Annotated in this window: 19 protein-coding genes and 1 pseudogene; 7 read left to right on the forward strand and 13 right to left on the reverse strand. The window is 46.3% G+C overall.

What is annotated here, in order from left to right:
* The first annotated feature begins 135 nt into the window (after positions 1-135).
* Complete coding sequence (locus JMX83_RS13255) at positions 136-894, forward strand: hypothetical protein (RefSeq protein WP_201602647.1); 759 nt, start codon at positions 136-138, stop codon at positions 892-894.
* A 118-nt stretch (positions 895-1,012) separates the two neighbouring features.
* Here the strand turns inward: JMX83_RS13255 and ampC are convergent, their stop codons facing one another.
* Positions 1,013-2,233 (reverse strand): class C beta-lactamase, encoded by a 1,221-nt coding sequence (ampC, locus tag JMX83_RS13260; RefSeq protein WP_227675870.1) that lies wholly within the window; start codon positions 2,231-2,233, stop codon positions 1,013-1,015.
* Between the two features lie 372 nt (positions 2,234-2,605).
* On the opposite strand from ampC, the gene JMX83_RS13265 reads away from it, so the two are divergent.
* Complete coding sequence (locus JMX83_RS13265) at positions 2,606-3,601, forward strand: phosphatase PAP2 family protein (protein WP_201602649.1); 996 nt, start codon at positions 2,606-2,608, stop codon at positions 3,599-3,601.
* Between the two features lie 26 nt (positions 3,602-3,627).
* Here JMX83_RS13265 and JMX83_RS13270 read toward each other — a convergent pair whose 3' ends face one another.
* Together JMX83_RS13270 and JMX83_RS13275 are read right to left on the reverse strand one after the other, a co-directional pair.
* Positions 3,628-4,131 (reverse strand): hypothetical protein, encoded by a 504-nt coding sequence (locus JMX83_RS13270; RefSeq protein WP_201602651.1) that lies wholly within the window; start codon positions 4,129-4,131, stop codon positions 3,628-3,630.
* A 106-nt stretch (positions 4,132-4,237) separates the two neighbouring features.
* Positions 4,238-5,638, reverse strand: a complete 1,401-nt coding sequence (locus tag JMX83_RS13275) for an aminotransferase-like domain-containing protein (protein WP_201602653.1) — start codon at positions 5,636-5,638, stop codon at positions 4,238-4,240.
* Between the two features lie 296 nt (positions 5,639-5,934).
* Between JMX83_RS13275 and JMX83_RS13280 the strand changes: the two genes are divergently transcribed.
* On the forward strand, positions 5,935-6,858 hold the full coding sequence (locus JMX83_RS13280) for a DMT family transporter (protein WP_201602656.1): 924 nt from the start codon (positions 5,935-5,937) through the stop codon (positions 6,856-6,858).
* Positions 6,859-7,096: 238 nt separating this feature from the next.
* Positions 7,097-7,486, forward strand: a complete 390-nt coding sequence (locus tag JMX83_RS13285) for a tautomerase family protein (protein ID WP_201602659.1) — start codon at positions 7,097-7,099, stop codon at positions 7,484-7,486.
* Positions 7,487-7,618: 132 nt separating this feature from the next.
* Here the strand turns inward: JMX83_RS13285 and JMX83_RS13290 are convergent, their stop codons facing one another.
* From JMX83_RS13290 to JMX83_RS13310, 5 genes are all read right to left on the reverse strand, one after another.
* Positions 7,619-8,683: a 2,3-butanediol dehydrogenase gene (locus JMX83_RS13290; protein ID WP_201602662.1), complete on the reverse strand. Its 1,065-nt coding sequence runs from the start codon at positions 8,681-8,683 to the stop codon at positions 7,619-7,621.
* A gap of 242 nt (positions 8,684-8,925) precedes the next feature.
* Positions 8,926-10,392 carry an ABC transporter ATP-binding protein gene (locus JMX83_RS13295; RefSeq protein WP_201602665.1) on the reverse strand — a complete coding sequence of 489 codons (1,467 nt, stop codon included), beginning with the start codon at positions 10,390-10,392 and terminating at the stop codon, positions 8,926-8,928.
* Complete coding sequence (locus tag JMX83_RS13300) at positions 10,389-11,192, reverse strand: ABC transporter permease (RefSeq protein ID WP_201602668.1); 804 nt, start codon at positions 11,190-11,192, stop codon at positions 10,389-10,391. Before JMX83_RS13300 ends, JMX83_RS13295 begins: the two co-directional genes overlap by 4 nt.
* A gap of 109 nt (positions 11,193-11,301) precedes the next feature.
* Complete coding sequence (locus tag JMX83_RS13305; RefSeq protein ID WP_201602671.1) at positions 11,302-12,240, reverse strand: ABC transporter permease; 939 nt, start codon at positions 12,238-12,240, stop codon at positions 11,302-11,304.
* A gap of 69 nt (positions 12,241-12,309) precedes the next feature.
* A complete protein-coding gene (locus JMX83_RS13310; protein WP_201602673.1) occupies positions 12,310-13,869 on the reverse strand; it encodes an ABC transporter substrate-binding protein in 1,560 nt (519 codons plus the stop codon).
* 284 nt (positions 13,870-14,153) lie between these two features.
* Here JMX83_RS13310 and JMX83_RS13315 point away from each other — a divergent pair, with 284 nt between their 5' ends.
* Positions 14,154-14,600: a DUF2798 domain-containing protein gene (locus JMX83_RS13315; RefSeq protein ID WP_201602675.1), complete on the forward strand. Its 447-nt coding sequence runs from the start codon at positions 14,154-14,156 to the stop codon at positions 14,598-14,600.
* A 181-nt stretch (positions 14,601-14,781) separates the two neighbouring features.
* Here JMX83_RS13315 and JMX83_RS13320 read toward each other — a convergent pair whose 3' ends face one another.
* Complete coding sequence (locus JMX83_RS13320) at positions 14,782-15,912, reverse strand: NAD(P)-dependent alcohol dehydrogenase (RefSeq protein WP_201602677.1); 1,131 nt, start codon at positions 15,910-15,912, stop codon at positions 14,782-14,784.
* A gap of 508 nt (positions 15,913-16,420) precedes the next feature.
* On the opposite strand from JMX83_RS13320, the gene JMX83_RS13325 reads away from it, so the two are divergent.
* Entirely contained in the window at positions 16,421-17,047 is a 627-nt protein-coding gene (locus tag JMX83_RS13325) for a DJ-1/PfpI family protein (RefSeq protein WP_227675871.1), read from the forward strand.
* Positions 17,048-17,214: 167 nt separating this feature from the next.
* On the opposite strand, the gene JMX83_RS13330 is transcribed toward JMX83_RS13325, so the two are convergent.
* Positions 17,215-19,608 (reverse strand): FepA family TonB-dependent siderophore receptor, encoded by a 2,394-nt coding sequence (locus JMX83_RS13330; protein WP_201602679.1) that lies wholly within the window; start codon positions 19,606-19,608, stop codon positions 17,215-17,217.
* A gap of 429 nt (positions 19,609-20,037) precedes the next feature.
* Here JMX83_RS13330 and JMX83_RS13335 point away from each other — a divergent pair, with 429 nt between their 5' ends.
* Positions 20,038-20,952, forward strand: coding sequence for a LysR family transcriptional regulator (locus tag JMX83_RS13335; protein ID WP_201602681.1), 915 nt, complete (start codon positions 20,038-20,040; stop codon positions 20,950-20,952).
* A 60-nt stretch (positions 20,953-21,012) separates the two neighbouring features.
* Here JMX83_RS13335 and JMX83_RS13340 read toward each other — a convergent pair whose 3' ends face one another.
* The 3 genes and pseudogenes from JMX83_RS13340 to JMX83_RS15495 all read right to left on the reverse strand — a co-directional run.
* On the reverse strand, positions 21,013-22,464 hold the full coding sequence (locus JMX83_RS13340) for an NAD-dependent succinate-semialdehyde dehydrogenase (RefSeq protein WP_201602685.1): 1,452 nt from the start codon (positions 22,462-22,464) through the stop codon (positions 21,013-21,015).
* 24 nt (positions 22,465-22,488) lie between these two features.
* Positions 22,489-22,869 carry a carboxymuconolactone decarboxylase family protein gene (locus JMX83_RS13345; RefSeq protein WP_201602688.1) on the reverse strand — a complete coding sequence of 127 codons (381 nt, stop codon included), beginning with the start codon at positions 22,867-22,869 and terminating at the stop codon, positions 22,489-22,491.
* A 70-nt stretch (positions 22,870-22,939) separates the two neighbouring features.
* Positions 22,940-23,039: pseudogene (locus JMX83_RS15495) on the reverse strand (IS30 family transposase); the annotation flags it as partial.

The following is a 23,039-nucleotide window of genomic DNA, read 5'->3' on the forward strand; positions in this document are numbered from 1 at the left end:
GGCTTAGATGCGTATAGTTCATGGTTGCAATCTCACTTTGGTCGGTGGATAAAGACTTTGATGCTAGCGCATCTAGGTCTTTTTTTCACCTTGCATTTGGTATTGCACTTCATGTGTTAATCTAAGTCTACAAAAATGAAATCGCTATTGTTTTCTGCCTGTCTGATAGGTGGCGTATCATTACTCACCAGCTGTGACTCACAATCCTCAACTACTGATGACAATACAGCACAAATGGATAAGAATACAGCAGCCTCACAGACGGATACATCCGCGCCTGATGACCAAATGGTGAGTCCATCAGGCTATCAAAAACTGGGCTTTGGGCAAGTAGTTACTCTCACGCTTTTGGCGGAGTTAGGGCTGACCAAACAAGAGAGTGACAATGAGCAATGCTACTATGTGAGCGATCCAAAACAGTATTACATGGATCAAGCTGACGGCAAACGTGCGTCTGTCCTATATCAAGTGATAGATGGCAAAGTAGCACTGATTACGATTCGAGATTCAAAAACGCCATTTTATACGGGTGTTCATGTCGGTGATGCGGTAACAGCGGTGATGAGCGCGCATGGTGACAGTCTTACTTATGAGGTTGATAAATATGCGGTGGATGGTGACTTTTATAACCTAATTGCAAACGTCAACTTTATCGTGACTGGCGACGCAGATGCAGGCGCACTCTTAAAAGAAGAAGATATTAAGCTTAATAACGCCAATGATACCTTACCCATTCAAGTTGAATATCATATCAAAGGTGGTGAAAAGCTCAGTAATAACACTATTAGCGAGACTGAATGGACGGTAGAAAATAAACGCGCATTACAAGGTGACGTAGAAAGTATTGATATCGGCATTCCAGAAGCAATTTATTTGGTCGAAGGTTGCTCATAAAAACTGGACTTTAAACTAAAAACTAAATATTACGCCCTAAACATAAAGAACCCGATAGGTATTCATTTTTATCGGGTTCTTTGTCTGCTATAACGCTACCTAATGTGATGACTATAAATCACTCATTCAATGCTTCACCGTTCAGCGCACGGTCTAATATCGTATACGCGGCTTTGACTCGTTCTGTATTCGGATAGTTCTTGTTTGCTAAAATGACAATACCTGTTTTTTTGGCGGGTACATACGCAATATAAGCCCCGAACCCATTCGTTGACCCTGTTTTGTTGACCCACACATCATCGCGTATAGGCGCTGGTGGTTCATTCACTTGGATGGGCTGAGGTTTTAAAATAGTGTCTGTTGAATTGCCTTCTAAAAGCGTTGGTAGTGTGGTCGGTAGAGGATACATCTCCCACGCAAGCCCCTGTGTGAATGAGTTGGTACGATAGTAGCCCTTTCTATTATTATCTAGTGCTTGCTGCATCTGATTGTCTAAAGGCAGTAGCCCCATATTCATAGCCAGATAACGGGTCATATCGGCACTGGTCGATTTGATGCCATAAGCTTCTGCATCTAGCATACCGGGGTTGACCCTGATTGGCTCGTCTGCCTTATTATAGCCAAACGCATAATCACCCATCTTATCCGTAGGCACATTGACAAAAGTATTGCTCATACCTAGTGAAGGCAATAGCTTGTTTTCCATTAGCTCGGTGAAATCCGTGTCCATACTCAGCGCAGCTATATGTCCAAACAGTCCGATACTGGCATTAGAATAGAGACGGCTTGAATTGACAGGGAACTCAGGTTGCCAAGACTTATAATATTGCAGCAGCTCCTTATTATTCTCAATATCTTCAGGCACCTGTAATGGCAATCCACCAGCACTATAGGTTCCTAAGTTGATCAGCTCGGTATTACCAATGGCACTATTTTTTAGGTGGGGAATGTATTTGTCTGCGGTATCATCGAGTGACAATGTGCCATTTAATTCTGAATAACTGGCTAAAGTGGCCGCAAAGGTCTTGCTCACAGAACCCAGCTCAAAAATTGTGTGCTCTGACACAGGCTGGTTGCGCTGCTTGTCAGACAAACCATAGTTATAAAAATGTGGTTTGCCATCGACGATGATTCCAAATGCCATACCAGGGATCTGATATTGGCTCATTAACTTTTTGGCCTGCTTATCCACTTCTTGCTCTAAGCGATCATTAGTACTGGCGGCTTGCGCCGTTTCAGATATCAGTAATGTCGATAGCAATACGCTCAGCGTTAGGCCAAGGAGCGTTTTTTGCATAGAGGGTTTTTGAGCAGTCAGTGTTGATGTAAATGCGTTCATAAGTAATTTATTAATGCCGTCTGTTTAATTGTGAAAAGGTTGGCTACTAAAGGTAGCAGCTTTTACGGTCATTTATCACGCTGTTTTTTACACTTTATGTTTTTAGCGCCAATGTCCTGTTAGTACTTATTAGCACTTACGCAAAAACAGTAATAAATGGCGCACAACGCTCAAATAACGACACACCGTAAAGAAAATCAGACAGCAATGAGCGCTTGGTCTGCTACAGTATCAGCCGATTATTCAGACTAGACGTTATCAAACATGTCATCTATAGTCTCGATCCCTGTGCCCATCCAACCGACATAGTAGACACGATGATAAGCGCATTATTCAATGCCATATCAGCCACGATAAAGGAATAAGCTATCCATGATTGCGCTCATTGAACAACACCCTCAGCTCATCAGCTTGGGCATGGTGCTTATTTTGACGATAGCGCTGTTATGGCTGATACAGCACCTTATGATTCGCTATGCTAAGCGGATATTGGGATTGGTTTCTCGTATCGATTTTTGGCTGCGTGGACATATCGCCCGCCTACCCTTGATCACACGTTTACAGGACAAATACCCTGTATTGTTTGGCTTTATCGCCAAGCGCTTTGCCCGTGGTCATTTTTCTGGGTTGATACTCACAGTTTTAACGCTGCTCAATGTATATATTTTGGCAGTATTTGCAGGCTTGGTTGAGGATGTGGTGGAAGCCGACTCTATCGTGACCACTGATTTGTTTGTATCGCAGCATATGAGCGTACTGCGCGAGTCTGGGATCATAGATGTCTTTGTGTTGATCACCAGTTTGGGCTCTACGCCCGTCACTTGCCTGATTATCGTACTGACTGCCATTTTATGTATGGTGGCGCGCCAGCCTTATATCATTATCGGGCTACTGGTCTCGACCATCGGCAGCACAGCCTTTACCTTTGTGAACAAGATGGCTTTTCAGCGGTCGCGACCGATTGATATTTTGCTGATGGAACACACCTACTCGTTCCCAAGTGGTCATGCGACTATTAGTATTGCGCTCTATGGATTTCTCGCTTATATGGCGATTCGCTTTAGCCAAAGCTTTATTCGCCAAGTGCGGATATTATCGCTCGCGCTTTTATTATGTCTGCTTATAGGATTGAGCCGAATCGTGTTAAACGAGCACTATCTGAGTGATGTGATGGGCGGGTTTTTGGTGGGGACATTATGGCTGACAATTGCCATTAGTATGACAGAGTGGCTGACCGCGAGAGGTAAAATCGATTGGCGTATCGTATGGTCAGCGCCGCAGCGATATATGGTATGGTTCAGTGTCGTTGCTGTGTTGATTGCGACCTTTTTATACGCTACTGTTTATCAGTTTCCGTTGCTTGGGTAGTAGCAAGGCAGGCTTTTCTTAATATGCTAGACGTGCTTTTCTAACCATATCTTATGAGTTCTATGATTAGGAATTAAACCATTACTTACAAGTCCTTTCAAGCAACCAAATCTTGAGTGCCCTTCGACTAAATGTAACTTACAATTCAATTCAAGGAATATTGGTGACCTTTTCCATGTGTGATTATTTTCCCAGTACATTACAGTCTGTTTTGTATGCCCAATTAGCTTCCATTCTAAATCTATAGATACTTTACAAGACTTCATATAACAGGCATGTACCCATTTTTGAAAACTAGGAAAAACTGTAGCAAGTGATATTTCATCAAATGTGAGATCGACAAGCTCCCAGTTTAGGTTGTGAATATCTAACTCAGCGTATTGTGCTTGAAACTGATCATTACGTCCATGATCTCGATAAAACTGCTCTAAAACATCCATTGGTGTATTCGGTAAAATTAGGATTAGCTCATCAATGTCTATGTTTCCTGCCTGATCAGCGCGCAGATTCATTAATTCTTTAAATTTCAAACTTATCTCACAATGTAGATTTTGGAACAGATGAACATAATAACTCTCAAGTAGTAAGTTTTACTAAATTCATTTGGTAACGGGCTCTGAGGTTGGAAAAAGCTGACTAAGCATTACTAGAATGCTTCATAGCCAGCGCCTCCCCCAATACCTCAAAGACGCGCGGATCAGTCGACTGTGCCACATTGAAGCGCATAAAGCTATCAGCGTCGTCTGCTTGACTAAAGACACTGCCAGGGGCAAGCACAACACCGTGTGTCATACAGTGATTGGCCAATAATGAGGCGCTTTGACCCACAGGCAGACGGCACCAAAGAAACATCCCTGCTTGCGGTACGAGCCACGGCGTAATACCCACAGCTGCCAAACGCCGAATCACTTGCGCTCGCATCAGCGCCAGACGATGATATAGCGCATTCATGTGCTTGTGATAGCCGCTATCACTCAGCGCAGACAGTATTACCGCTGCCGCCAGTTGACCACCACCAAAGCCTGTGGCGATTTTTAAATCCAATAACGGCTCGATATAGTCCAGAGGCGCGGCAATATAACCGCAGCGCAATGAAGCTGAAAGCGTTTTTGAAAAGCTACCGATATAAAACACCGCCGATAAACCATCCAGCGCGGCCAATCTTGGCGCAGGCGTGGTTTCAAAGTCTGCAAAAATATCATCCTCAATGATATATGTGCCAGCCGTTTGCGCCAATTGCAGCACCCGATATGCGCTCGCAGGTGTCAGCGTGGCACCTGTCGGATTGTGTATCGCAGCGTTGGTGATATATAGGCGCGGCTGGTGGATGTGTAACAGCTGTTCAAAAGCAGCCGTATCAGGGCCATCTTGATTGAAAGGCACGCCGATCACTTTCACCTGATGCGCGCGCAACAGCGCATGAAAGTTAAAATAACAAGGATCATCAACGAAGACGGTATCACCTACGCTGAGCAGTAAACGACAAATCAAATCAATCGCCTGTGTACCCGACTCCGTCAGCATCACCTGTGCAGGTTTGGCTTCAATACCCAAACCTGCCATTCGCCGGACCAACAACTGACGTAGATCAGGCAACCCAAGCGGCGTGGCGTAGTCACTGATCATAGTCACATCACCGCGAGCAACACGGCGTAATCCTCGGCGTATACCCGCCTCATAAAGCCAATCTGCTGGTAGCCAGCCGCAGCCTGGTTTTAGGGCATCATTTGGCGTCTCAAGTGACTGACGCGAGACCCACAGCGGATCGACCTCGCGATCCAGGTTCGGTCCTACAGCCGCTAAAGCGCGCGGTTTTGAGACCTCAGCAACATAAAACCCCGAACCTGCACGCGCATAAATCACGCCTTCGGCTTCTAGTCGCTCATAGGCGGTCACGATGGTCGACGGCGAAAACCCCATGCTTGATGCCGCTGCGCGCACGGAGGGTAAGCGACTACCTGAAGCATAAGTGACTGTGGCAATTTTGGCTTTGACATCAGCCATGACCATCTCAATGCGGGTCATTTGACGACTCATTAGAGGTTTATCCTTTTTATTCTTTCTAACCGTATTGATCATGCTATTTATGAGTATTACTCAATTATCGTAGCACTCATCCCCACAAATCATCGCATCAAAACGGTGCTGATTCAAACCTATATGTTCGCTTATCAGGCAAAAATATCTACAACTGTATGGGTACAACTGACCAAACAGTTCGGATTCATTGTACTGGACTGTACGTGGTTAGCATCTTCTGCTTTTGTTGTAATGGTCTGACAGACAAGCGGCATAAAGCGCAGCTGACACCCCACTGACAAGGCAGAATAATAATGATAAAAACATTGCAAGTAAAACAGGCAACGACCACACAAGGCTGGATCAGCGGCCTTATGGGTGTGATGATTTTTGCAGGCTCTCTACCCGCGACCAAACTTGCTGTCATGGGTTTTGACCCTGTGTTTTTAACCGCCATACGAGCCACGCTTGCTGCCTTGCTTGGCGGCGCTATATTGCTGCTGTGCAAACAGCGGCGACCCACCAAAGCTGACCTGCCTGCACTAATCGTGGTCACACTTGGCGTGGTGGTTGGCTTTCCATTACTGAGCGCACAAGCACTGCAGTATATTACCTCTGCACAAGCCATTGTGTTTGTGGGGGTATTGCCGCTATTTACTGCAATTTTTGCGGTGCTGCGCGGTGGTGAGCGCCCATCTGCTTTGTTTTGGCTATTTGCCCTGCTTGGTAGCCTGTGTATCGCAGGCTATGCGGCGGCTCATAGCGGTGAAATGTCAATACTGGGGGCGCTGTGGATGCTGGGTTCGGTCATCACCTGCGCTGTCGGTTATGCCGAAGGCGCACGGCTGTCTCGAACCCTTGGCGGCTGGCAAGTGATCAGCTGGGCGCTGGTCATATCATTACCACTGATGCTACCTATCGCATATTTGACTACACCTGTAGACGTACTGAGTGCCAGCGCGACCGCTTGGCTCGGCCTACTTTATGTATCGTTTTTTAGTATGTTTATTGGTTTTGTCTTTTGGTATCGCGGCTTGGCATTGGGCGGTATTGCGGCTGTCGGTCAGTTGCAACTGTTGCAGCCGTTTTTGGGATTGATACTGGCTGCTTTTTTATTACATGAAGCAGTTGATATGGGTATGGTTATCAGCACAATAGGTGCGCTGCTATGCGTGGTGGCCGCTAAAAAGTTCGCAAAACCACCAGCAATGGCAATCAGAGCGAAAAAAGCGAATTAACAACAAAGACTTTCAATCAGGAAATCATTCAAAACCAGACGTTGGCAACGACAATGATATCTACATTATGTAATGAACAACACAAAACCGCTACGATAACCTCACTGACGCAGCAGCGATCATCACTGATGATAATCCTAGCCGTTATCAGCGCATTATCGCCCTAAGTTATCAATGCATAATTGCAGTCAGCGCCGATAACCGTGTTTCACCATTATAATAATATAAGGATAAAAAAATGCCCCTAGTACGCATAGATATGACCGAAGGACGCAGCGATGACGAGATCAAAACCTTGATGGATACGGTGCAAGACTGTGTCGTGAGCGCGTTTGAAGTGCCTGAGCGAGACCGATATCAAATCGTCACCGAGCATAAGCCTGGACGTATGATTTTGCTCGATACAGGTTTGGGGTTTGAGCGCACAGAAGCCGCCATTGTCATTCAAGTATTTACCAGCCCACGCGCAACAGTGATGAAAAAGAAATTTTGTGAGTTGATGGCAGACAAGCTCCAGACGCATTGCGCGCTCGACCCAAAAGATTTATTTATCTCTTTTATGACCAATACCGATGTGGATTGGAGTTTTGGCTATGGTGAAATTCAATATCTGAACGGTAAATTGTAGAGCCGATTTCGATTTTGTCATCACAGTATATACAGTCAAAAGTCCACAAAAAAGCGCCATTCTAATAAGATGGCGCTTTTTTCTTATCATTGGCTACTACTTTACAAAGCCAATTTTCATCAAACATATCCCTTATAAATTTGGATTCACGATAATTTTCACCGCAGACTCATTGTTATGAATCAGTCTCTCAAACCCTTCTGAAATCAAATCATCTAGTTTGATGCGCTGGGTAATAAACGGTTCAAGATCAACCAAACCATCTTCGACCAGTTTAATGGTGTCTTTATGGTTGTTGACATAGCCAATAGTACCGCGAATATCCAGCTCTTTCATTACCACGCTGTGCACGCTGATTTCTGCAGGATGGCTCCAAATTGAGACAATCACCACCACGCCAGCAGGCTTGGTCAGCTCAACCAACGAATCGAGTACGGCATTGACGCTGGTACATTCAAACGCCACGTCCACGCCGCGGTCTTCGGTGATTTTCATCACCTCTTCCTTTAAGTCTACTTTGGTAGGATCCAAGACATAATCAGCCACGCCGCTGTTTTCGGCTTTTTCTTTACGCTTGGCACTCAACTCGGTCAAGATAACTGTCAAACCTTTGGCTTTTAAGACTGACGACAATAACAGACCAATCGGGCCACCGCCGCCGACCAGTGCCACATCGCCTTTTTTTGCGCCGCTGCGGACAAAGGCATGATAGCCGACCGATAAAGGTTCAATCAGAGCGGCTTGGTCTAGTGGAATATCGTTTGAGATCGGATGTACCCAACGGCGTTTGACCGCGATTTTTTCGGACAAACCGCCACCACGTCCGCCTAGACCGATAAAGTTCATGTTTTCTGATAAATGATAGTTCTCCCCTTCAGCGGTAGAGACGTCATCGGCGATGATATACGGCTCAACCACCACGTGCTGACCGACCTCAATATCATCGACACCCTCGCCGACTTCGTAGACCACGCCCGAGAACTCATGCCCCATGGTGATGGGTGCGGACTCGCCTGAGATGGGATGCGGGTGACCACATGGCGGGATAAAAATAGGCCCTTCCATAAACTCATGCAAGTCCGTGCCGCAAATACCGCACCATGCCACGTCGATACCGACCGTACCCGCCTCAACGGTAGGCTCTGGGATGTCTTCAATACGGATATCACCTTTGTCATAAAAACGTGCCGCTTTCATATCATGCTCCTTTGATAAGTCTAGTCGTGGTTCATATGCTGCAATGAGGGTTACTCGCCACCATCATGCCCAGATTAAAGTTGGGCTGTCAACGATGACCACGTATGCAGTTGTTAAGCGCAAGTAACGCTACTGCATACGCCCAGCCAAGCTATTGATATCGTTAGGAACGGACGTTAAAACAATGAAATCAACTCGTCTTTTATAAAAAATATCAACAGTTGCTTATTTTTTAACAGCCATTACAACTTGGCGAAATCCTCCAAATCAATCACCTGATGACAATAATGACGCATGATGTGGTGATCGTGACTGACCATCACCAGCGTACACTGCTGCGCTTGGCACTGCGCCACCAGTAAATCAAGCGTTTCTTTTTGAGTGATAGGATCGAGTCTGGAGGTGACTTCATCGGCGAACAGCAACACAGGATTAAAGAGCAGTGCGCGCAAAATCGCCACGCGTTGCAACTCTCCACCTGAGACATTGAGCGCGTTACGTTCAAGAATCTGTTTATCCAGCTTTAACTTTTCTAGTAACTCAGGTACGCGGCTAGCGTCTAAATGGTGTTTTTTAATCACATCATTTAGCAGAGTTTGCAGTGGTACATGCGAGGCAAAAGCAGCAGGTGGGTCTTGATACAACTTGAGCACTTGATGGCGCTTGAGTTTGGTCTGCCATGTGATCACGCCGCTGGCTGGTTTAAGCAGGCCGCAAAGCGCATCCCCTAATGAGCTTTTACCGATACCGCTGCCACCAATCACCCCAAGCACTTCAGCTTGCTTGAGACTAAAACTCAACCCCTCAAACAATACCCGCTTGCCGCGCGCCAAACTGACGTCTTTGACGGTTAGTAAGGGCTGCTCTTTGATAATGGCGCGGTCTTTTGCTGGCCAGTTATCAGGGGCAGCGGCGATAAGCTGTTTGGCATAGTCTGATGTTGGTTGGTTCAATACCTGCTCGCCTTTACCTTGCTCAAGCAGTTTGCCTTTTTTCATCACCATGATGCGATCATCAGCGCCCACGCTCAGCGCTCTTGCCACATCGATATCATGGGTGATGGTCAGTAGTGTGCCGCCATCGCGGGCGACGTTTTTTAGCAGATTAATCACCGCTTGTTTGTTGATCTCATCTAGGCCTTTGGTCGGCTCATCAGCGATGACAATGTACGCGCCGCCCGAGGTGGCAATCGCAAAGGAGGCTCGCTGCGCCATACCGCCTGACAGCTCATGCGGATAGTACGCCGAAAATTTGCCCAGCCCAAGCGTCTCTATTTTGTCTTGTGCCAACTGCTTACTGGCCTTGTTGTCTTGCTTGGCGACAAAATACAGGCTCTCCCACACTTGACTGAGCACGTCCATCGTAGGGTTCAGCGAACGACTTGGCTCTTGTGGCAGCATCGCCATGCGGCGACCCCAATACGCACGCAGTTGCGGCTTAGTTAGCGCTTGGTTTTCGATCAAAATATCGCCGCGGCTGACCAGCTCATCAGGCAGCGCGCCCATGATGGCTTGTGCCAGCAAACTTTTACCCGACCCTGTTTCACCCAAAATGGTCAGATTTTGGCCTTTATATAGAGTGACACTGATGGGCTCAACCAAACCCTGCCCTGACTTGGTAAACACCGCCAAGTCATCCGTTTTTACCAATACATTTGTGGCGGCCTTATCAACATTGGCAGCATTGTCTTTTGCAGTGTGCGCGATCATTTCATTTTTCCTGAGAGTAATTGTAGGCTGAGTACCAAAATAAAGACGGCAATGATAGGCTGGAGAAATACAAACGGTGCTTGATAATAATATGGAAACAGCTCCGTCATCATCAGCCCCAGCTCAGCGGTCGGCGGACGCAAACCAACATTAATAAAGCCTAACGTAGCCAGTGCCAACACGGCATTACCTGCCGCAAAAGCACTGAGAGTGGCAACGACAGGCAAAATCTTGGGTAAAAAATGCCGTTTAAAACAATAGAAAAAATCCATACCCATCAAACGAGAGGCTTCAATCTCGCGACTACTGGCGATCGTTTGGGTCATGGCACGCACCATGCGAAAGAACTCCACCCAAAGCACCAAGGAGATACCCAGATATAGCGACCAAAAGGTGTTAGGCGCAATCGCTGCAAACAATAAGACAAATAGCAGTCCCGGTAGCGCCATGATAATGTCACACAAAAACGTGCATATCTTATCCACCCAGCCGCCAAAATAGCCGCTGAGCACACCCATCAATAGCCCAAAAAATAGGGCAAAACCCACCGATAGTACAATCAGCAAAAATGACAGACGAATGGCAGACGCGACGCGCGCCAGCATGTCGCGACCAAAGTGGTCAGTACCAAACCAATGGCTGATACTGGACGATTGCAGCATATTACCAAGGTCTTGTATGTCAGCATCTACCGGATAGTACAGCGGCTGCAAAAACGCAAACACCAATAATAAAATGAGTAGCAGTCCGCCAAATTTTTGTACTGGCTGTAGGGCATGAACCCCGCTAAAAATAGTCATAAAATCATAATTCCTCATGTGGCTTCAGTTTGTGGCTTTAATTTATGGCTTGGGTTTGTAGTTGCCATTCTGTGATAAAGCGTTTTGACAATAGCTTTGACAGTAATGATTAACGTGCCAAATCAATACGCGGATCGATCAGACCACTGAGCAAATCCACCACCATATTGAGCACCACAAACATACCGCCCATAATCAACGCGGTGCCTTGTATCATCGGCACATCACGCGCGACGATGGCATGCACCAACGCATGACCACTACCAGGCCAAGCAAACAAACTCTCCACAATCACCACCCCTTCTACCAAATACACGAGCTGGACTGAGTGATAAGCCAAAATCGGAATGGTGACGTTACGCAAACCGTGCCGACAAAACGCCGTCCATTTACTCAGTCCTTTGAGCTTAGCAAAATCATAATATTCAGACGTTTGCACTTGTACCATCGCATGGCGACTGACGCGAACCGACACCGCAGACAGCCCAATTGCCAAGGTCAATGCTGGCAAAATATAATGCTGAGGCGTGCCATAACCTGCAGCGGGCAGCCATTTTATTTGGACGGCGAGCAGGGTGATGAGCGCAATACCGATAATAAAAATAGGCACAGAACGCAGTACGGTACTGGCCACCAACGTCAGACGATCAAACCAGCCATTGGGTTGTTGTGCGGCAAGCAGGCCAAGCGGCGGCCCGATAAAAATCGATATCACCAATGCCGCTAGCGCCAAGGACAGCGTGTGTCCAAACTGATGCGCAATCTCAGCCCATATAGACTCGCCACTAACCAAGGAGTGACCAAGATTGAACTGCACCAAATCGAGCAACCAATCAAAGTAGCTTTGCCACCACGGTTGATCCAAACCAAGCTCTGAGCGCACCAGTGCGGCGGCGGCGGCATCGGTCTGGTCATAACCGTAGCGACTGGCCGCGATACGGTACGCCATATCACCGGGTAAGCTGCGAGTCAGTACAAAGGTCAATGTACCGACCGACCAGATAACCAAGAGCAGCTGCAGCACTCGATGAGCAATATATTTAAACATAGTTATCCATTACAATTTTTTAGGGTTATAAAGAATTGGCGTTACAAATCAAATGACAGTAAACACGATCTACCAAGACAACTTGTTTAAATAAAAGTTTCGCTCCAAACCATCAATTTCTAAGCCTTTTAGTGACTTATGCGCGGCGGCGTTTTGTTGGTAGTACACCACAGGTACAACAGGACGCTCATCAAAGATGATTTGCGAGACGCGCTGTTTGGTCGCCACATCATTGCCTTTGGTCGTCTCAAGCATCAATAAACGCTCGGTCAGCTCTGGGTTTTGCCAATTCATCACGCCCCAATCGCTGCCCTGTGGGTCAAAATCTTCAACGAGTGAACCGACTGGATCAGGCGTCATACCGTAGTTACGCGCATAGAGTCCCATCTCTAGCGTGCCGTCTTGATGGCCTGATGGAATCTCTGAAAAATTACACACGGACACATTCACATCGACGCCGATTTTTTTCCACTGTGCCTGTAAAGCGGTGGCAATAATGGGTAATTCGGGACGATCTGAGAATGTGCGTAAAGTAAATGTAAAGGGCTTGCCGTCTTTTTGGAGCATGCCATCACTATCCTCGGTAAAGCCTGCGTTTAGTAGGCGCTGCTTGATGGCTTGAGGATCAGGCTGCGTACTTTGCGTTTTGATTTGCCAGTCTTTAAATATAGGTGGCAAGATTTGCGTGGCGGCCGCATTATCAGTATGCATCACAGATTGGGCAATGCCTTGTCTATCAATGGCATCACTAAGCGCTTGACGAACACGCAAATCGCTAAAAAACGGATTGTCCGCATTGACTTTGTATTCGATAGTACGCGCCAATGACTTTGACTGAACTTGTAAATTGGGGTCTTGCTTTAGGCGGGTTAGACTCGCTGAATCTAGGGTAAATACTAAATAATTGGGCTTGCTCTGCGCCAGCAGGGTGCGCGTTTCGCTGCGACTGTTGGCTAAGTAAGTGACGTCCTGAATTTTGGCTTTCTCGCCCCAGTAATCAGCAAACGCTTTTTGCTCGATTTTTTGTGGTGGCTCAAATTTGGTGACATAGTATGGCCCTGTACCGATCAGCTGAGTGACCTCGTTATTCTCATCAAACGATGAGGTCGCCAAAATGATACTGGTCGCATGCGCCAAATAAGCAGGAAAAGACATCAGCGGCCGCTCTAGGCTGATCTCAACCGTTTTGCTGTCAATGGCTTTGATGTCTGAGATTGCAGCCGACTCCAAAGCGGTGGGTTTGCTGAGCGCGACCTGCAAGCTTTTGACCACAGCATCTGCCGTCAATGGCGAGCCATCGTGAAATTTCACCCCATCACGTAGCACAAACGTCCATACATCCCCTTTGTCATTGGCAGACCAGCTTTGCGCCAGCATGGGTTGCAGCTCAGCATTTTGTTTGGCATCGACCAGCGTTTCAGCAATCTGCAAACACTGAAAAATAAATCCCGATTTACTAGGATCAGTAGAGGTCAGCTCCCACGGCGTCACCACGATTAGCTCCTGCTGACTGTCATCGTTTGCCGCTGTATTCGTCGCGTTATTGCCCGCTGTTTGCGCACCAGCGATGACATACCATGCCAGCCCTGCTAGCACCACCAATACCGAGATCAAGCCAATTTTTTTCATATATCTTCCGTTATAGTATAACATTTCAAAAAAAACGTTATACTATAACAAAAGGTGTTAAAGGTAAACCTTTTTCTGCTAAGGCTAGGTACTAATCCTCAAGCCATTCTATGAGTCCAAAACGATACTGATTTTATAAAAATACATTGCTTACGCATCATAATTTTCATAAAAATATCGAGTAAATTCATCGCTTTGTACAGAAAAAAACCAAAAGAACAAGACTGCCTTTCGCAAAAATATATGGCTATACTGCACTTGAATTATTTAATATGGATAAGTAAATGCTCAAAAATTTCAAAAAAATATTGATCATTTTTAGTATAGTAGCGGTTATTGGTGGGACACTAACCTTTGTCATGACTTGGAATAATCTTGGTTTTGGGGCTGGTTTTCTGCGGGCTTGGCTGAGCTCTTTTGCGCTTTGCGTCATCTGCATTGCACCTATCGGTGGTATGATCGCATTGCTAATCAATAAAATATTACGGGCGGTATTGCCAGATATTTCCACCGTGCAGATGAATGTCATTTTTGGTCTATGCATGGCAATCATCATGGAATCGATCATGGCCGTGGTTACCACGATTAATCTCAATGACTTCTCTGATTGGCATCATTTTGTCTATATGTGGATGGCGAGTTTATTGACCGCCCTTCCGATTGGTATTTTCTTTTCAATCATCCTCTCATTAGTTATCAAACCCAAACTTGAGCTTTTTTGGGCAAAATAATTGTAGAATAAAAATAACGAATTCATAAAATAGCGGTCGATAAAACAAAAAAGGTCTGAGCGAATGGCTCAGACCTTTTTATATTTATATTTAAATGAAAATTTTTATACAGATTTGCGATACCAGCTATCAATAACATACCTGATAATATATTTGCCCATTTTTTATAGACAAATAGCTTTTAAGCATTATCGGCAATACGAATGATAGGCTTTAAGGTAGTACCCTCGGCACTGTCTTTTGCGGCTTGATTAATATCTTTGAAGTCGTAGTATTTGACCAATTTATCAAAGGCAAAACGCCCTTGTAAATAAAGCTCTACCAGCTGCGGGATAAATATCTTGGTAGTCGCGTCGCCCTCAACGATACCTTGGATAGATTTACCGCCAAGCAGCAAGTCATTGACATCAAAGTTGGCATCTGTCTCAAGCGCAGGTGCGCCTACGACACCAATGGTGCCAAGTGTGCCCAGCGAGTCGATACCTTGACGCAAGACAGCTGGAATACCCGTTGACTCTAAGGCAAATAGCGCGCCGCCACCTGTAATGTCGCGTACTTTTTCGATGACGTCTTCTTCTTTACTATTGATGACGTGGGTCGCGCCAAGCTCCTTGGCAAGCTCAAGCCTTGAGGGCACCACATCGACTGCGATGATAGTGGTTGCGCCTGCCACTTGGGCAGCCAGTACCGCAGACAAGCCTACCGCGCCTGCACCGAAAGTCACAAAGCTCGTACCTGGGCGCACTTTTAGCGAATTGATGACCGCGCCTGCCCCTGTCTGAATACCGCAGCCTAATGGGCCAAGTAGCTCAATCGGAGCATCTTTAGACACCTTAATGGTATTGCTCTCTAAGCTGAGCGCGTAGGTCGCGAATGAGGACTGGGCAAAGAAGTGGTCGTTGAGCGGGTTGCCGTCCGCATCTTGAATGGCATTATTACCATCCATGTCACTGCCGCCAAAATTGCGCGGGTAAAACTCTTCACAATAAGGCTCGTGACCTGAATGACACGAACTGCATTGTGAGCAATAGCCATAGCTCAGTACCACATGATCGCCCACTGCAATGTCTTTGACCAGTGGCCCGACTTTTTCGACGATGCCTGCACCTTCGTGACCCAATACCAGCGGCAGCGGCACGGGGTAATCTTGGTCACGCACGATCATATCGGTGTGACACATGCCTGTAGCGACGATTTTTACCAGCACTTCATCGTCTTTGGGCGCGCGAATTTTGGCTGACTCCAAGGTAAAGTCAGCGCCCTTTTCTCGGGTGACGGCAGCGGTAATGTCGGTATATTCTGTTGTACTCATGTCTAAAATCCTTTTTTATCATATGCGGTGAAGCCTAGCGCTAATAAGCACTGTATCTATATGCCTGTTTTAGGGCGAAGTGCTTGCTACCAGAGCATTTTTTATGCTGGAGTATTATATTTTTTATAGAGTTGTGGCATTGCTAAAATAGACCTTTTTAAAACCGCTACTTTACAGCGGACACTTTAAAGTAAGTCTATCTAAAATATACGTGAGCGCCGCCGGCAGTGTCAACACAGAAACTGGCGCTGTATCCGTTTTGATACAAACGTACTGGACAGCACTGTTGTGACATACTGTTTATTTTTACCTGTAACCCTTAATGTAATATCAAAAGGTATTGTAGAAAAAACTGAGGTTATTTACCCTTCAAGGCATAAATAAAGTGGATTAATATATATACTAACTTAATCGTTTATTATGCAAAGCTATTATATTAAAGTAGATTAAACTTTTGCCGCCGCTTAGTGCTGCGATTGATCCTCATTACTAGGAGATAATCACGCTTATGAGTACAACGAATATAAGAACAATTACCGCTTTGGTATTTGAGGACTATGAAACGCTGGATTTGTTCGGTCCTATAGAAATGTTTGGTCGCTTAAAAAGCCTTTATCGTATTCAATTTGCCTCGTTAAGAGGTGGCATCATCAACAATCAGCATGGTGTGGCTTTACATACAGTGAAAGTCGATGAGTTGCCATGGCATACTGATATTCTATTAATCGTCGGTGGACAAGGGACACGGCAGCTGGTTCACGTGCCCGCTTTTTTGACGACGCTACAACAACTCTCCCAGCAGACTGAGTGGGTGCTAAGCGTATGTACAGGCAGTGCTTTGCTTGCAAAAGCTGGACTGTTAGATGGCAAGCGCGCCACATCTAATAAGCGAGCATGGGCATGGGTGATTTCGCAGTCTGATCAGGTTAAATGGATACCAGAGGCACGGTGGGTTATTGACGGTAAGTTTTACACGTCATCGGGCGTTAGTGCGGGTATGGACATGGCATTGGGGTTTATCTCAGACCAGCATGGGTCAGCCAGTGCTCTTCAGCTTGCTAAAGATATCGAGTACCATTGGCAAGAAGACAGTCAAACAGATGATTTTTTTGACAATAGTATTCATGGTGCTTAATGCTATAGAGGCAATTGTCTTGATAACATTGTATGTGCTCAGACTTCAAACAATCGCCCTGCACCATAAAAAAGGGTCCAAGCAATGAGCTTAGACCTTTTTTAGGTTAATAAGTGAGAGTCTTTTTAGTAGAAAAAATACTTTGGGTAAAAAGATATTTTTATCGTTTAAAAGTTCACACTAATATCAAAGAGGTAATAACGACCCGGCTCATTGTATGTGCGAGCGCCTGCATTGGTCGTCGTCCCTTCACGTTTGATTTGCTTATCAAATAAGTTTTTGACTCCTGCGCCGATAGTGATGTCGTCTGTCAGGTCATAACGGGTGCTCACATTGGCGATCGCATAGGGTTTACGATCAAGCTTAGGTGTGCTTAGAGCGTCGCCAGTCGTGACAGATATTTCAGGGGCTTCGATGGGACCGTAGTAGCTGACACCAAGGTTTGTATTCCAGCGCGGGGTGATATCCCAATCAACATTGGAGTTCATGGTATATTTTGGAATCAAGGATAACGGCTCACCGTTGTCTTTACGCTCTGAGCGGATATTGCCCGTCATATTAGTCGACCAAGTGACCGTGTCTGTGACTGGTACTTTGACAAACCCTTCCAGACCTTCAATGATCGCCTCTCCTTGGTTTTCCCACTGAAAAACTGAACGATCGGCGGCGATACCATCGGCGATGACACCGACCACACCCACACGCTCTACCCCAGCGCCGATGCGATTGTCATAGTCGTTGCGATAGTAAGTCAAGCCAGCGTTCAGGCCAGTATCATCTTTATAGGTAAAGGTCAGCTCTTTGTTCCAAGAGGTCTCGTGATCCAGATCAGAATTACCCAAGACGTAGCAGCCTCGTTGATCAGTAGGTACGCTGGCTGGGCAACCGTTACCGCGTGTGTAATAGATATAGTTCGGATCCAGCTGGTAGAGTGACGGCGCTTTGAAGGCGCGACTAGCACCCGCTTTTACCGACCAGTTTGGGCTAAAGTTCCAAGTGGTATTGAGGCTGGGTGACCAATTACTACCTGCCTGATCATGATAATCAAAACGCAAACCAGGGGTGATATACCAGTCAGGGGTGATTTGATAATTGTCTTCTAAATACGCACCTACCAGATATGACTCTGTCTTTGCATCACGCTTGGATGGATCGGTTTCGGTCTCACCAAAATCAAAACCCTCATCAAACGTTAAGGTCGACACCAGCGGATTATCCAATTGCTCACCGCGGAATTCCGCACCTGCCGTCACGGTATGACGGTCAAAGTAAACGTCCCATTCAGATTTTGCATTTAGTGTGTCATAGGTCGCTTTTGTCCAATTATATTCAGCCTCTCCTTCAGGTTGCGAGATTTCACCTTCGTAACGACCAGCGTTGCCTTCATTCAGACGCTCATTAATCGTGCGCGTATACTCTAGATAGCTATTGCTACTGGTATTCTCATAGTCACCGCGGTGGGTCAATGCCACCCCATAACGCTCCATTTTATTGGTTTCCTGACCTGCCAGCGCATTGACCAAGTCGTCATTGACGGTCTGAAACTGTGAGTCGCCCGCCCAGCGGTTGCTTTGATTGCTGTAATTCACCTCAAATCCAACGGTATTCATCGCATCCATCGCGTATTCAAACAGCTGGCGAGCATCTATATTTTCCACCCCTTCACGTCCTGCTGCCACCGAAGCGGACGGACCGCCGCGACCATCAACAACCTGAGCATCGTCGGTATTAATATAAGGATCGTCCCCTTCACTTTCGTGATAGCCAAGCGTGGTACGGAAGGAGAGCTTATCACTCAATGGGCCTGCCATATTGATATTCGTGCGCCAGTTTTTACCCTCAAGATCGCTCTCTGGCATCTCATAGTGCCCTGTGACAGAGAACTCTTTTTTGTCAGGCGATTTGGTGATGATATTGACCACCCCTCCCATGCTACCCGAGCCATAACGGGCGGCGGCTGGACCACGCAACACTTCGATGCGATCAATAGCGCTTGGTGGTACCCATTGTGAGTCGCCGCGCGTATCTTGTTCGCTGCCACGGCCTGGACGCACCGCATTACGTGAAGTCACCGGACGACCATCGATCAAAATAAGCGTGTTGTTTGGCCCCATACCGCGCAGATCGATTTGACGCTGATTGCCACGTTGACCCGAAGTGGATGATCCTGACAGGTTCACACCCGGCATTTTGCGCACGATCTCTGAGATATCATTAGACAATGAAGCCTTCTCGATGGCCTCTTCACCAATCACAGACAGACCCGGCGCTTGTACCAGCTCATCTCTAGCGGCACGTACGACAATGGTATCTAGCGTGGTACTTGGTAGCGCTGCTTGTTCATCAATGCTTTGTTTATCAAGGCTTTGCTGATCGAGGCCTTGCTCAACAAAGCTTTGCTTATCCGTGGTTTGTGTCATATCATTTTCAGCGGCAACGGCAGTCGTGCTAAGGATCGAGGCAATAGCAATGCTTAATAAGGCCTGACTGGTTGCTAAGCGTGGCAGCTTTTGTGAACGAAAATTATTTTTATCATTAGAGGGTGTTGATAGTATCGGCATAAATCACAATCCTGAAAGTACTTGGTTTTATCAAAAAAGTCAGTTTCATCAATATCGTCAGCGTTACCAAAAAAAGGGCTGTTACAGCGCATTGACTACGCGTGTCAGCAAGCGAAGACGAGCTGCCTTGAATTACATTGATAGCAGTCAAATGGCTAATGTATTGATATAGATCACATCTCAAAAGTAGCGATAGTAAAATATAGTTCGCTACTTAGTAATAAAGCATGCACACTTTAGCAACATTATAAAAATAATACAAACAATAATGAAAATTATTATCATTTAGATTAACTAGAAATACTTTAGATAAAAAACCAACGCTGCCATCCAAGGTCAATGGAACGCGCGACTTTACTATCGGTGAAGCAACAGCGTAAGATAACTGACGAGAGAATATTGATAACCGCTGGAAGGAAAACCTGAATAATGGATAGAATTGATGCGATGCGGGCGTTTGTATCGGTAGTACTTGAGGGCAGTTTTAGCAATGCCGCCACAGCCATGCAACTGTCGCCGCAGCTGGTGAGTAAATATGTCTCAAAGTTAGAAGAGCGACTGGATATGCGCCTACTAAACCGCACTACTCGTAAGGTTAGCTTGACGGAAGCAGGTACTCACTATTTCGAGCATGCACAGCAAGTATTACTCAGTATCGATGATATGGAGTCTAAACTAGGTGGGTTTCAGCAGAACCCAAAAGGCACGTTAAGAATAAGCGCGCCGGTATCCTTTGCGCTAAAACATATGGCAAAATTGGTCACGGATTTTCAGACACTTTATCCTTCGGTCAATGTCGATTTGCAGCTGAACGATCGCAAAGTAGATATCGTTGAAGAAGGGTTTGATGTGGCGCTTCGTATCGGTCAGCTCAAAACCTCGTCACTGATTGCCAAGCAAGTTGCGCCTGTGCGCGTCATCTTATGTGCCTCGCCCGAATATCTCAAAAAATATGGCGTGCCTAGCAAGCCTGAAGATCTAAAAAATCATCGGTATTTGCATTACAGTTATATGGAAAAATACGGCAAAGAAGATATTTATCAGTGGCTAGATACCACCAATCACCCAAACTCAGAGTTAACCAGTAATAACGGAGATTTGCTTGTTAATGCTGCAGTGGCTGGGGCTGGGATAGCATTGCAGCCCACGTTTATTGCGAGTGAGGCACTGAGTAAAGGGGAGCTTATGATGGTGTTACCTGATTACGAGCCCGAGACCTTGGGATTGTATGCGGTGTATGCCCATAGAAAGCTGTTGCCACACAAGATCAGATGTTTTATTGATTTTATTGAAGGGTATTACGGTTCACCGCCCTATTGGGATGAACCGATACAGCACTTATAGACAGTTATTGACGGTTATTTGCGTCATTATTTTTTGGATAAATGGCTCTTTCATTATCGCCTAGTTGATATCTAGACAGATATACTTGGTCTCAACATATTCTTCGATACCATATTTTGAGCCTTCACGCCCGAGGCCAGACTCTTTGATGCCGCCAAATGGGGCCAGCTCGGTGGTCAGCATACCCGTATTGACACCAACCATACCCACTTCTAGTGCCTCGGCAACCCGCCATACTCGACCGATATCTCGGCTATAAAAATAACCTGCCAAGCCATATTCGGTACGATTGGCGAGATCGATGCCTTCTTCATCTGTCTCAAATTTAAAAATAGGCGCGATAGGACCAAAAATCTCTTCATCAGCCACACGCATGTCGCTGGCAACGTCGATCAAAATAGTCGGTTCAAAAAAGTTATGACCTGCCTCGACTCTCTGACCACCACATAATACTGTTGCCCCTTTACTGGTCGCATCCATAACCAATGCCTCAGCATTGTCTGCCGCAGCCTTGGAGATCAAAGGCCCTTGTGTTACGCCTTCGTCTAGAGCGTTACCAATTTTTATAGCACGTACTTGCGCGGCCAATTTTTTGGTAAATTCGTCATAGACACCCGCTTGCACAAACAGACGATTGGCACACACACACGTTTGACCACTGTTGCGATATTTGCTCATCATGGCGCCTATTACGGCTTCATCGATATCGGCATCGTCAAAAACGATAAAGGGAGCATTGCCACCCAGCTCCAGTGACATTTTTTTGACCGTGTCAGCACATTGCTTCATCAAGATTTTTCCCACTCGCGTGGAACCTGTAAAGCTGATTTTTTTGACCATACTGTTGGTGGTCATCTCCTCGCCGATCGCAATCGGATCGCCTGTGATGACACTATAAATACCATCAGGCACGCCCGCTTGCTGCGCCAAATACGCCATAGCTAGTGCTGAATAAGGCGTTTCCATCGCAGGCTTTACAATCATCGGACAGCCTGCTGCGAGCGCAGGGCCTGCCTTCCGACTGATCATCGAATGCGGAAAGTTCCATGGCGTAATGGCAGCGGTAACGCCAACAGGCTGTTTAATGACTACCAAGCGCTTGTCTGGCATATGTCCAGGAATGAAGTCGCCGTAGATACGTTTGGCCTCTTCAGCAAACCATTCTAGATAATCCAAGCCACTTTGTATCTCGCCTCTGGCTTCCGCGATGGGTTTGCCTTGCTCATGGGTCATCAGCAATGCCAGATCTTCCCTGTTTTCAGCAATCAGCGTGTGCCAGCGGCGTAGGATAGTGCTGCGCTCTTTACCCGTTTTTTTCGACCATGTTGATTGAGCGATGTCTGCAGCTTCAATGGCACGGCGCGTCTCCGCAGATCCCATCATTGGCACGGTCCCAATCAGCTCACCTGTGGCAGGATTGAACACCTCATGGGTGTCTTTGCTATCAGCATCACACCATATGCCATTGATAAAGGCTTGCTGTCTAAACAGCGCATCATTTGTTAATTGCATTTCTCGCTCCAACTGGTTTTAGGATTATAACAACCCGCGTGTGGTCAATACGCCGCGGGCAATACGAAAGCACTCAACCCCTTGCGGGACACCGCAATAGATGGCAATCGCATGTATCGCCGCACGGATTTCTTCAACCGTACAGCCATTGGTGATGGCTCCATTCAGATGCAGCTCCCACTCATGCATTTTTCCGAGCGCCGCTATCATAGTTAGGTTCATGAGTGAGCGGGTTTTGACATCAATGGCGTCATCACCCCAGCCAAACCCCCAACACCATTCGGTCATGGCTTCTTGGAATGGTTGATTAAAATCATCGGCGGCCTGTAGGTTTTTTTCGACATAATCAGCGCCCAAGACAGCTTTGCGCTGAGCCAGACCCAATTCAAATCGTTGTTTGTCCATGACTAATCCTTAGTATTTAGTATTTAGTATTTAGTATTTAGTATCTTAGATTAACACACCAAGTGCAACGCTAATTAATATTATAGAACGCCTGCATAGGCGTTTTAAACCCTAAGCGTTTTCTTGGTCTGTTATTTAGTTTGTTCTCAATGTCCTGCATCTCATCATCA

The organism is Psychrobacter piscatorii (assembly GCF_904846415.1).
GTDB lineage: Bacteria > Pseudomonadota > Gammaproteobacteria > Pseudomonadales > Moraxellaceae > Psychrobacter > Psychrobacter piscatorii.